The organism is Halomonas sp. I1, assembly GCF_032334135.1.
GTDB lineage: Bacteria > Pseudomonadota > Gammaproteobacteria > Pseudomonadales > Halomonadaceae > Halomonas.
Genome location: NZ_JAVXUS010000002.1, coordinates 540545 through 552754, shown reverse-complemented (window position 1 = coordinate 552754; position 12210 = coordinate 540545). Strand labels below are relative to the sequence as shown.

General features: G+C 64.1%; 9 protein-coding genes. 4 read left to right on the top strand and 5 right to left on the bottom strand.

Features of this window, described 5'->3' with window-relative positions; genetic code table 11:
• Window positions 1-167: 167 nt before the first annotated feature.
• Window positions 168-617, bottom strand: coding sequence for an NUDIX domain-containing protein (locus RSO41_RS05485; protein ID WP_315618056.1), 450 nt, complete (start codon window positions 615-617; stop codon window positions 168-170).
• On the bottom strand, window positions 614-1219 hold the full coding sequence (locus tag RSO41_RS05480) for a pseudouridine synthase (protein ID WP_315618055.1): 606 nt from the start codon (window positions 1217-1219) through the stop codon (window positions 614-616). Before RSO41_RS05480 ends, RSO41_RS05485 begins: the two co-directional genes overlap by 4 nt.
• Window positions 1220-1508: 289 nt before the next feature.
• Between RSO41_RS05480 and RSO41_RS05475 the strand changes: the two genes are divergently transcribed.
• The 3 genes from RSO41_RS05475 to clpA all read left to right on the top strand — a co-directional run bounded on the left by RSO41_RS05475 (window position 1509) and on the right by clpA (window position 6734).
• Entirely contained in the window at window positions 1509-3743 is a 2235-nt protein-coding gene (locus RSO41_RS05475) for an NADP-dependent isocitrate dehydrogenase (protein ID WP_315618054.1), read from the top strand.
• 207 nt (window positions 3744-3950) lie between these two features.
• Window positions 3951-4316: an ATP-dependent Clp protease adapter ClpS gene (gene clpS / locus RSO41_RS05470; protein ID WP_315618053.1), complete on the top strand. Its 366-nt coding sequence runs from the start codon at window positions 3951-3953 to the stop codon at window positions 4314-4316.
• 138 nt (window positions 4317-4454) lie between these two features.
• Window positions 4455-6734, top strand: coding sequence for an ATP-dependent Clp protease ATP-binding subunit ClpA (gene clpA, locus RSO41_RS05465; RefSeq protein WP_315618052.1), 2280 nt, complete (start codon window positions 4455-4457; stop codon window positions 6732-6734).
• A gap of 163 nt (window positions 6735-6897) precedes the next feature.
• On the opposite strand, the gene infA is transcribed toward clpA, so the two are convergent.
• The 3 genes from infA to aat all read right to left on the bottom strand — a co-directional run bounded on the left by infA (window position 6898) and on the right by aat (window position 8751).
• A complete protein-coding gene (infA, locus tag RSO41_RS05460) occupies window positions 6898-7116 on the bottom strand; it encodes a translation initiation factor IF-1 (RefSeq protein ID WP_013332816.1) in 219 nt (72 codons plus the stop codon).
• Window positions 7117-7245: 129 nt separating this feature from the next.
• Complete coding sequence (locus RSO41_RS05455; RefSeq protein ID WP_315618051.1) at window positions 7246-7983, bottom strand: arginyltransferase; 738 nt, start codon at window positions 7981-7983, stop codon at window positions 7246-7248.
• Window positions 7984-8013: 30 nt separating this feature from the next.
• On the bottom strand, window positions 8014-8751 hold the full coding sequence (aat, locus tag RSO41_RS05450; RefSeq protein ID WP_315618050.1) for a leucyl/phenylalanyl-tRNA--protein transferase: 738 nt from the start codon (window positions 8749-8751) through the stop codon (window positions 8014-8016).
• 229 nt (window positions 8752-8980) lie between these two features.
• Here aat and RSO41_RS05445 point away from each other — a divergent pair, with 229 nt between their 5' ends.
• Entirely contained in the window at window positions 8981-12178 is a 3198-nt protein-coding gene (locus RSO41_RS05445; RefSeq protein ID WP_315618049.1) for a DNA translocase FtsK, read from the top strand.
• The last annotated feature ends 32 nt before the right edge of the window (window positions 12179-12210 follow it).

The following is a 12210-nucleotide window of genomic DNA, read 5'->3' as shown; positions in this document are numbered from 1 at the left end:
GGTTGAATGGGTCGCAAATGGAGCAGGATTATACCTTATCCTAGCTTCGAGCTTCGAGCTTCGAGCTTCGAGCCACGAGCCACGAGCCACGAGCTGGGTTTTCGGGGTTCGTATCTCGCCGCTCGCCGCTCGTATGCTTTGGGTTTCGAGCTTCGAGCGAAGCGCGGCTAGCGCTCGTGGATCACGTCCATGGGGTAGAAGCGTTGGGCGATGGCGTCGCGGATGCGTTTCATGACCAGGGGGCTGCGCATGCGGCCTTCTCGCTCGAGGGCTTCCAGTTCTTCCAGCGACAGCCAGTGAACCGCCCGGATGGCCGGGTCCAGTTCGTTGCCGAGGTGGGCGAGTGCCATGCCGTGGAAGCCGTGGCTGTGAAAGGTCTTGCCATCGGATGCCTGGTAGACGTAGAGCCCCAGGTAGTCGGTGATGCCTACCTGCCAGGCGGTTTCCTCGCGCAGCTCGCGCAGGGCGCCGTCGCGGATGCGCTCGCCGGGCTCCAGGTGCCCGGCGGGTTGATTGAAAAGGGATTGCGGACCACCGCGATCCTCTTCGACCATCAGGTAGCAGCCGGCGCGTTCCACCACGGTGGCCACGCTGACGAAAGGGTGCCAGCGACTCATGGGCGCCTCCTCGTGCTAGAGCGGCGTCGGGGCTTGCTGCGTGGCGCGTTGAGCGTCTCGTGGCGCCATTGCCCCGGCGCGAGACCGTCGAGTGACCAGGGGCCGATGGCCATCCGCACCAATCGCAGGGTGGGGTGCCCGACATGCGCGGTCATGCGGCGGACCTGGCGGTTGCGTCCTTCGGTGATGATGAGCTCCAGCCATTGGGTGACGGGGTGGCGTTGCGGGTCCACCGGTGGCTGGCGGTCGGGCAGAGAAACGCTATCCAGCCGGCGTACCCGTGCGGGACGGGTACGCCCGTCCTTGAGTTCAATGCCATCGCGCAACGCCGCGAGGGCCGCATCATCCGGATGACGTTCGACCTGGACCCAGTAGGTCTTGGGCTGCTTGTGTTTCGGGTGGCTGATGCGGTGAATCAGATCGCCATCGTCGGATAACAGTAACAGCCCTTCGGAGTCGTGATCGAGCCGGCCGGCCGGGTAGATGCCCGGCACGTCGAGGTAGTCTGCCAGGGTGGCGCGGCGTCGGCCCGTCGCATCGCCACGGTCGGTGAACTGCGAGAGGACGCGATAAGGCTTGTGAAAGAGGTATAGGCGGCTCATGGGGGTATCTTACCGGCCTCGGCGTCGGGATGGCAGGGATCCTCGCATCATGACACCCGACCACGGGTTCATGCGTTGCCGACGGCAGGCTGGTATACTGCGCCTCGCTCGCCGGAGCGCCCTCGTCATTTCTGGATCTGGCGTGACCAGCCCCGGAGGGGTGGCCGATGCCTCGTTGCGACTGCTGTGCTGGGCTGTTCTCACCATGGTCCCTGTCGTCCAGACATCGTGAGCGAGCGCTACCGATCCCGTTTCATGCACCGCAGTGACCAGAGAGATCTACGCCAACATGTCCAAAACGCCGAAGATTATCTATACGCTGACCGACGAAGCGCCGGCCCTGGCGACCCACTCCCTGCTGCCGATCATCGATGCCTATACCGATTCCGCCGGCATCACCGTCGAGACCCGTGATATCTCCCTGGCCGGGCGTATCATCTCGCAATTCCCCGACACCCTCTCGGAAGCGCAGCAACTGGGCGATCACCTGGCCGAACTGGGTGATCTGGCCAAGACACCGGAAGCCAACATTATCAAGCTGCCCAACATCAGTGCTTCGGTGCCGCAGCTCAAGGCGGCCATCAAGGAGCTCCAGGGTCAGGGGTATTCGCTTCCCGACTATCCGGACGAGCCGAGCAACGAAAGCGAGCGCGACATCAAGGCCCGTTATGATCGCGTCAAGGGGAGTGCGGTCAACCCGGTGCTGCGCGAAGGCAACAGCGACCGTCGTGCGCCGCGCTCGGTCAAGAATTACGCCCGCAAGTATCCTCATCGCATGGGGGAGTGGCAGGCCGATTCGCGCTCTCATGTCGCGCACATGAGCGAAGGGGACTTCTATGGCAGCGAGAAGTCGGCCCTGGTCGCCGCCGATGGCACGGTCAAGATCGAGCTGGTCGGCCAGGATGGCAACATCACTGTGCTCAAGGAGCAGACGCCGGTACTGGCCGGCGAGGTCGTCGATGGGGCAGTGATGAGCCGCAAGGCCCTCTCCGCCTTCGTGGCCGAGCAGATCGCTGACGCCAAGCAGCAGGATGTACTGTTCTCCCTGCACCTCAAGGCGACCATGATGAAGGTCTCCGACCCGATCATGTTCGGCATGGTGGTCAACGAGTTCTACCGTGACGTGCTCGACAAGCATGCCGATGTCCTGGAAGAGGTCGGTTTCGATGCCAGCAACGGCATCGGCGATCTCTATGCCACCATCGCCAAGCTGCCGGCCGGCAAGCAGGCCGAGATCGAGGCCGACATCGAGGCGCTCTACGCCGAGCGTCCGAGCCTGGCCATGGTCGATTCCTACAAGGGCATCACCAACCTGCACGTGCCCAGTGACGTGATCATCGATGCCTCCATGCCGGCGATGATCCGTGACTCCGGCAAGATGTGGGGGGCCGATGACGCCCTGCACGACGCCAAGGCGGTCATTCCGGATCGCTGCTATGCGGGCATCTACCAGGCCACCATCGATGACTGCAAGCAGCATGGCGCCTTCGACCCGACCACCATGGGCAGTGTGCCCAATGTTGGCCTGATGGCCCAGAAGGCCGAGGAGTACGGCTCCCATGACAAGACCTTCCAGATCCCGGCCGACGGCACCGTGCGCGTGACCGATGAGGCCGGCGAGCTGCTGTTCGAGCACGCGGTGGAGCAGGGCGACATCTGGCGCATGTGCCAGACCAAGGACGCGCCGATCAGGGACTGGGTCAAGCTGGCCGTGACCCGCGCCCGCGAGAGCGGTGCTCCGGCAGTCTTCTGGCTCGATGCCGAGCGTGCCCACGATGCCCAGTTGATCAAGAAGGTCGAGACCTATCTCCAGGATCACGACACTGGTGGCCTCGATATTCGTATCATGGCGCCGATGGAAGCGATGCAGTTCTCGCTGGCGCGTATTCGCCAGGGCGAGGACACCATCTCGGTGACGGGCAACGTGCTGCGCGATTATCTGACCGACCTGTTTCCGATCATGGAACTGGGCACCAGTGCCAAGATGCTCTCCATCGTTCCTCTGATGAACGGTGGGGGCCTGTTCGAGACCGGTGCCGGCGGCAGCGCCCCCAAGCACGTCCAGCAGCTCCTCGAGGAGAATCACCTGCGCTGGGATTCTCTGGGTGAATTCCTGGCCCTGGCCGCCTCTCTGGAGCATCTGGGCAAGACCTTCGACAATGCCCGTGCCCGAGTGCTGGCCAAGGCGCTGGACGAGGCCAACGGCAAGTTCCTGGACAGCAACAAGTCGCCGTCACGCAAGGTCGGTGAGCTCGACAACCGCGGCAGTCACTTCTACCTGGCCATGTACTGGGCAGAGGCGCTGGCGGCCCAGGACGAGGATGCCGAGCTCAAGGCGTTGTTCGGCAAGCTGGCCGAGGAACTGAAAGGCAAGGAAGCGACCATCGTCGAGGAACTGAATGGCGTGCAGGGGCGGTCGATGGATATCGGCGGCTATTATCATGCCGATGGCAAGCTGGCGGATACCGTGATGCGCCCCAGCAAAACCCTCAATGCCGCTCTGGAACTGGTGGCCAGGCGCTGATCCAGCCCGGCTCTAGTCATCGGTACCGAGGCCCCGCCTGATTCAATGGCGGGGCCGTTGCATTGAGGGCCGCACGGCGTTATAGCAGGGTGAGAAGCCCGCGATGAACCCGCGTGCGCCGATGACGTCCAATGTCCGTCGAGGAGCGTCGCCGGCGGCTTGTCGAGAAGCGAAGTGGTGCTTATGTTCAATAGAGAGGAGAGTTGGATGACGGACCGCCTGGTCCCGTATCGAGCGGGGATGACGCGGCCCTCGGAGCCGGATGAGGAGGGCGACGGCGATGTTGCGGTGCAGTCGTCCGAGCCGGAGCTGGCGCGTCCTCCGATGTACAAGGTGGTCTTGCATAATGATGACTTCACCCCCATGGAGTTCGTTGTAGAGGTGCTGCAGACCTTCTTCCACATGGACAGCGAGACGGCGGTGCAGGTCATGCTGGCGGTACATACCCAGGGCAAGGCCACCTGTGGCATCTTTACCCGGGATATCGCGGAAACCAAAAGCCATCAAGTCAATCAATATGCACGAGAGTGCCAGCATCCGTTGCTGTGCGACATCGAGGCGACGGACGATTGAGCATCGGCATGGTCCAGGGGCGGATGGCGAAATAACGTTGGTGGCCTCACTTGCAACGTTGCCATTTGTACCCGATGTTGATGATGCCGGACCGAGAAAGATCCGACGCAAGCCCTACGCGGCGAGAAGGGGACTGCCATGCTGAGCAAAGAACTTGAACTGACCCTCAACACGGCCTTTACCGTGGCGCGTTCCAAGCGTCACGAGTTCATGACCGTGGAGCACCTGCTGCTGGCTCTGCTGGATAACGCCTCCGCGGCGGATGTGCTCAAGGCCTGCGGGGCCAATATCGACAAGTTGCGGTCCGACCTGCAGGACTTCATCAATTCCACCACGCCGCTGATCCCCGAAGACCAGGGGGATCGCGAGACGCAGCCGACACTCGGCTTCCAGCGAGTGCTGCAGCGTGCCGTCTTTCATGTGCAGTCCTCCGGCAAGAGCGAGGTGACCGGTGCCAATGTGCTGGTGGCGATCTTCTCGGAGCAGGAGAGCCAGGCGGTCTACTTTCTCAAGCAGCAGAACGTGGCTCGGGTGGATGCGGTCAACTATATCGCCCATGGCATCTCCAAGGTTTCCGGCCATGACGACAATGCGTCATCCTCGCCGTCGCCCGATGCCGAGGAAGCCGAAGAGGCCGGCAGCGAGTCCAGCAGCAACCCGTTGACCGGCTATGCCACCAACCTCAACGAGCAGGCGCGCATCGGCAAGATCGACCCGTTGATCGGTCGTGATCACGAGCTCGAGCGGGTCGTGCAGATCCTGGCGCGTCGGCGCAAGAACAACCCCCTGCTGGTGGGCGAGGCCGGTGTCGGCAAGACCGCCATCGCCGAGGGGCTGGCCAAGCGCATCGTCGAGGAAGACGTGCCCGACGTGATCGGTGATGCCGTGGTCTACTCACTGGACATGGGCGCGCTGCTCGCCGGCACCAAGTATCGAGGCGACTTCGAGAAGCGTCTCAAGGGGTTGCTGGCCGAGCTGCGCAAGCAGCCCAACTCCATCCTGTTCATCGACGAGATCCATACGGTGATCGGCGCCGGTGCAGCGTCGGGGGGCGTGATGGACGCCTCCAACCTGCTCAAGCCGCTGCTTTCTTCGGGAGAGCTGCGCTGCATCGGGTCCACCACCTTCCAGGAGTTCCGGGGCATCTTCGAGAAGGACCGGGCGTTGGCGCGCCGCTTCCAGAAGGTCGATGTCATGGCGCCGTCGGTGGATGACACCGTGCGGATTCTCAAGGGGCTGCGTTCCCGCTTCGAGGAGCACCATCAGCTCAAGTACACCGACGAGGCGCTCGAGACGGCCGCGCGACTGGCGGACCGTTACATCAATGACCGTTTCCTGCCGGACAAGGCCATCGATGTCATCGACGAGGCGGGCGCACACCAGCGCCTGTTGCCGCCGGAAGTGCGGGTCGATTGCATCGACGTGGACCAGGTCGAGGCGGTGGTGGCTTCCATTGCGCGGATTCCGCCGAAGAGTGTCTCCAGCTCGGATCGCAAGCTGCTCGAGAACCTCGATCGTGACCTCAAGATGCTGGTGTTCGGTCAGAACGAGGCCATCGACAGCCTGTCGGCAGCGATCAAGCTGTCGCGGGCCGGGCTCAAGTCACCGGACAAGCCGGTGGGCAGCTTCCTGTTTGCCGGGCCCACCGGGGTCGGCAAGACCGAGGTGGCCCGCCAGCTGGCCCACATCATGGGCATCGACCTGGTGCGCTTCGACATGTCCGAGTACATGGAGCGCCACACCGTGTCGCGGCTCATCGGCGCACCCCCGGGCTATGTCGGCTATGACCAGGGCGGTCTGTTGACCGAGGCGATCACCAAGCAGCCCCACTGCGTGCTGCTGCTCGACGAGATTGAAAAGGCGCATCCCGAGGTCTTCAACCTGCTGTTGCAGGTCATGGATCATGGCAAGCTGACCGACAACAACGGTCGCGAGGCGGATTTCCGTCACGTGATCCTGATCATGACCTCGAATGCCGGCGTCGAACTGACGACGCGTCGCTCCATCGGCTTTCAGGTTCAGGATCATTCCACCGATGCCATGGAAGAGATCCGCAAGACCTTTACGCCGGAGTTCCGCAATCGCCTGGATGGCATTATCCAGTTCCACTCCCTGCCCACCGAGGTGGTGCGCAATGTGGTGGACAAGTTCCTGGTCGAACTTCAGGCCCAGCTGGACGAGAAGCGCGTGCAGCTCGAGGTGGACGAGGCGGCTCGCGATTGGCTGGCCGAACGCGGCTATGACCCGGACATGGGCGCACGCCCGATGGCACGCTTGATCCAGGAAAAGCTCAAGAAGCCGTTGGCCGAGTTGATCCTGTTCGGGGAGCTGGCCGAACACGGTGGTGTGGTGCATGTCAGTGTCGAGGACGACGAACTGCACCTGGCATCGGAGTCGGAGTTGGCCGACGCGCCCTGAAGTGGCGCGTCACCCGTTCCCGTGACCCCACCCACGCCCTGTCTTCGGACGGGGCGTCTTTCTTTCCGGGGCGTCGTTCTTTCCAAGGCATCGACAAGGGCCGGCAGAAGAAGGGCTGCCGACCGGCGAGCGCATGGGTGCCAGGGTTGGCCCGGGGAGTTCCTCAGCGGGAGCGGTAGACGATACGCCCCTTGGACAGGTCATAAGGGGTCAGCTCGACCTTGACCTTGTCGCCGGTCAGGATGCGGATATAGTTCTTGCGCATCTTGCCCGAGATGTGAGCGGTCACCACGTGTCCGTTCTCGAGTTCGACCCGGAACATGGTGTTGGGAAGGGTATCGACGACGACGCCTTCCATTTCGATATGGTCTTCGCGTGCCATATAGGCGATTCCTCGCTGGTGATGACGAACAAACAAGCGGCACGATACTCGGCAAAATGCCGGCCATGCCGATAAGGATAGCGCGATATTGTGCCGCATGCCGCCCGTCAAGGCAAAAGGTGCGGCCGCTCAATCGAGGATAAGGCGTCGCCAGTGCCGGCCGTCGAGCTGCTCCAGGGGCCGGAAGTTCTGCTTGTAGGCCATCTTGCGGCATTCCTGGATCCAGTATCCCAGGTAGACGTGGGGGAGCCCGAGCTGACGGGCGCGCTCGACCAGGCTGAGGACCGCATAGGTGCCGAGGGAGCGGCGTTCGAACTGGCTGGCGGGGTCGAAGAAGGTGTAGATCGCCGACAGGCCGTTCTCGAGCTGGTCGAAGGCGGAGACTGCCAGCAGCCGATCGCCGAGTCGCAATTCGAGCAGCTTGGCGTAATCCTGGTCCAGGGTCAGGAAAGTGCGGTATTGATCATAGCTGGGCGGATACATGTCGCCGTCGCTGTGTCGGGTGCGAATGTAATGGGCATAGAGCGAGTAGTGTTCGGCATCGAAGACGGCGGGGCGCACGTGTTCGGTCAAATCGGCATTGCGGTGCACGAGCTTGCGCTGGGTACGGTTCGGCACAAAGTCGTCCACCGGAATGCGCACCGAGATACAGGCGCGGCATCCCTCGCAGTGGGGCCGGTAGAGGTGATGGCCGCTGCGCCGGAATCCAAGCAGCGTCAGGGCATCATAGACGCCGCCCCCTGGGGATTGCTGGGGGTCGAGAAACAGCGTGGTCGCCTCGCGACCTTCCAGATAACTGCATGAGTGCGGCACGGTCAGAAAAAACCGCAGGTCGCGTATCGGCTGCCGCGGAGTATTACTGCTCAAGGCTGCCGTCTCCTCTCGTCCGTGGCTCCGTCATGGTGTCTCGCCGAGCCGTGTGAACGACCAGGTCGGTAGGGTGATGGCATTCGGTTCCAGCAGCTGCTCGCCATCCGGCATATCACCCAGCCACTGTTCAAGATAGCCGATGAATTCGGCCCGGGCGATATCCCGGGCGCCCAGGCTGGCCAGGTGGGCAGTATGCATCTGGCAGTCGATGAGGCGTCCGTCTTCACGGGCCATGCTCCTGGCCAGCGTCACCAGGGCGATCTTGGAGGCATCGGCCACGCGGGAGAACATCGACTCGCCGAAGAAGACGGGGCCCAGGGCGATACCGTAGAGGCCGCCGACCAGGACGCCATCGCGCCAGACTTCCACTGAATGTGCCGCCCCGAGATCGTGGAGACGACCATAGGCCGCATGCATCTCGTCGGTGATCCAGGTCCCGGGTTGGTCACGACGGGGGGCCGCGCAGGCACTGACCACGGCATCGAAAGCAGTGTCGGCCGTGACGCGGAAACCGCCATTGCGCAGACGCTTGGCAAGACTGCGGCGTACCCGGACCTCCCCGGGCACGAGCACCATGCGAGGGTCCGGGCTCCACCACAGGACTGGCTGGCCCTCGCTGTACCAGGGAAAGATGCCGCGTCGATAGGCGGCCAGCAGCCAGGCCGGACTCAGGTCGCCACCTGCGGCCAATAGACCGCCGGGATCATCCAGGGCGGTGTCGACCGGAGGGAAGTCGATGGGACGCTCGGGCAGCCAGGGGAGCATGCGGGGTCGTTCCTTGCGTTGGGGCGATATAGTGTGACGGGCTCCGGGGCGCCACTCAAGCCATCGAAGCCCCGGTGCGGGGCTATCGCCGTCAAGCGGTGTCGCTCGGGCTGATCCGTCGACAGGCCTGCGGCATTGGCCTCGGGCCCCTGTGACGGTGGGGCCAGGCTCGGTATGATTGGCCTTTATGGAATCTGGAAGACGCCATGTGGCGCAAGGGGATGGCCGCTTGACTGCCAAGAAGAAGTCCGCGTCGCACGGTCGTGCGGCGAATGCCAAGGAAACGGCCAGGCGCTTCGGTCTGCGTCTGCAGGGGTCGGCGCGCGAGGGCGTGGTGATCCTGCTGCTGGCAGCCTGTGTGTTTCTGCTGCTGGCCTTGTTCAGTTTCGATGCCGGCGATCCTGGGTGGTCGCGAAGTGGGCCGGAGACGGAGGTCGCCAATTGGATGGGGGCCTTCGGAGCCTGGCTTTCCGATGTGCTGTATTCCTTGTTTGGTGCCAGTGCCTTGTGGTGGCCCGCCATGCTCGGGTTTGCCGCCTGGTGGTTGATGCGTTCGCGACAGGTGAATTTCGAATGGGATGCCACCTTGCTGGCCGTTCGCTGTGGCGGGCTGTTGCTGCTGCTGCTGGGCACCACGACACTGGGCGCCTTGCACTTCTATCGTCCCGACAGTCCCTTGCCCTATGCGGCGGGAGGAATTCTCGGAGAAGGATTGGTCGGTGCCTTGCGGCCCATGCTGGGCAGTGGCGGGACCTCGTTGCTGGCATTGGCCGCCATGCTGTGCGGGGTACCCCTGTTCACGGGCCTGTCCTGGTTGACCATCATGGACGAACTGGGGCTGCGCGCCGTGGTCCTGTGGCGTTGGGCTGCGAGTCGGTTCGCCCTGAAGCGCGAGGCCCCTGATACCGAAAGTGCCGCGCCCGAGACGCGTCGAGCCGACAGTCTGCACTCGCCGTCGTCCGAGACCGAAGTGGCGACGAAGGGAGAGACGACGAAGGGAGAGACGACGAAGCGCGAGGCGGCGGAAGCGACGGAAGAAGAGAACGAGTCATCACAGCGCGGGACCTGGTGGCGGCGCCTGGTGCCGGGACTCGACAGCGGTGAGTCACCGGTACTGGCAGGTGCGGGCCGCCGCGACCCGGGCTTCGGCGATGACGGCAAGACCGAGATTCCCTGGGAGGTGCCCGATCGTACGCCCTCGGCCAAGCGCCCCGAGGCGGCGTATACCGCTCGGGCAGCCGAGGGGCCGAAGGAGCCGACCCTGTCGCTGTCGCCAGGCAATTCGTCGCTGTCGACGCCGACGGCCGAGCGTGAGCCTAGTGAGCGTCCGTCACCCCGGGCGTCGGCATTCGTTGCACCACCGTCCGACGAGCCGACTCCTGCTGCAGCGCCGGTCTCGTCCAGGGAAGAGGCGCCCTCGGGGGCCGGAGCGGGGGATGACGCGGTGAGCGAGCCCACGTCACCGCCTGAAACACCGGCGTCGCGCCGGGTCCCCGAGACTGTGCCAGAGCCGATATTGCCGGATGACGACGAGATTCCGCCCGGCATACGGCCGTCCCCCGACGCATCGCCTTCCGGGAACAGGCCGGAAGACGATGAAATGGCATCGCGCCCGGTCGGGACGCCCCGGGAATCGGTGGTATCGAAGCCGGTGGCGCCCGACGAGCCAAGGGAAGAAACCGGCGGGCCCTTTGCCGGTGAGCCCAGAGCGACCGAAGCGGTCGAGCCTCCATCGCCGACGGCGTCGACGATGGAAGGAGAGGGAGCGGCCACGGCATTCGGCGAGGCTGATGATGAGACGCCGCGGGTCGCTACCGCCGATCAGGCTCGGGATGCCGCCGACGATGAGGGCCCTGCCCTCTGGACCGTGGAGCACCTGCAGAATCAGCGTCCATCGTTCGAAGAGTTCTCCGAGCCGGATGGCGAGCTGCCGAGCCTGCGACTGCTGACGCCACCGGAACCGCACCAGCCCAATTACACCGACGAGCAGTTGACCGAGATGGCCGAGCTGCTCGAGACGCGATTGCGCGAGTATGGTGTCAAGGCCGAGGTGGTCGATACCTGGCCGGGGCCGGTGATCACGCGTTTCGAGATCAAGCCGGCGGCGGGGGTGAAGGTTTCCAAGATCAGCAACCTGGCCAAGGACCTGGCGCGCTCGCTGATGGTCAAGAGTGTTCGGGTGGTGGAAGTGATTCCCGGGCGGCCTACCGTGGGTATCGAGATTCCCAATCCCCACCGTGCCATGATCCGGCTGCGTGAGGTGATCGACTCCGATCGCTATCAGCACGAAGCCTCGGCATTGACCGTGGCACTGGGCCAGGACATCGGAGGGGCGGCCGTGGTGGCCAATCTCGGCAAGATGCCGCACCTGCTGGTGGCCGGGACGACGGGGTCGGGCAAGTCGGTGGGGGTCAACGCCATGTTGATCTCCATGCTGCTCAAGGCCCAGCCGGACGAGCTGCGTATGATCATGGTCGATCCCAAGATGCTGGAGCTGTCGGTCTACGACGGTATTCCGCACCTGCTGGCGCCTGTGGTCACCGACATGAAGGAAGCCGCCAACGCACTGCGCTGGTGTGTGGCCGAGATGGAGCGTCGCTACAAGCTGATGGCCGCGATGGGGGTGCGTAATATCGCCGGCTTCAACGAGAAGCTCGACGAAGCGGGGCGGGCCGGCGCCCAGGTTGCCGATCCTCTGTGGGAGCCGCAGCCCTGGGAAATGCATCAGGCACCGCCGGTGCTCGAGAAACTGCCCTACATCGTGGTGGTGATCGACGAATTCGCCGACATGTTCATGATCGTCGGCAAGAAGGTCGAAGAGCTGATCGCGCGTCTGGCCCAGAAGGCCAGGGCCGCCGGCATTCACCTGATCCTGGCGACCCAGCGTCCTTCGGTGGACGTGGTGACCGGCTTGATCAAGGCCAACATTCCCACTCGCATGGCCTTCCAGGTCTCGTCCCGGGTCGATTCGCGCACCATCCTTGATCAGGGCGGTGCCGAGAATCTGCTGGGGCATGGTGACATGCTCTATCTGCCCGCTGGCGCCGGTATGCCCACCCGGGTGCACGGTGCTTTCGTCGACGACGACGAGGTGCACCGGGTGGTCGAGGACTGGAAGCGGCGCGGTGAGCCAGAGTATATCGACGAGATCCTGTCCGGTGGCGTGTCTGCCGATGCCCTGGCCGGGCTGGAGGCCGAGGGCGGTGGCGATAGCGGCGATGCCGAGCAGGATGCCCTCTACGACGAGGCGGTGCAGTTCGTGACCGAGAGTCGGCGGGCCTCGATCTCGGCGGTTCAGCGCCGCTTCAAGATTGGCTACAACCGTGCCGCACGGCTGGTCGAGGCCATGGAGTCGGCCGGCGTGGTCTCGACCATGGGGACCAACGGCGCCCGCGAGGTGCTGGCGCCGCCCCCCGTCGGCGATTGAGTGCCATCGTGCAAGCACCATGCAAGGTCGGG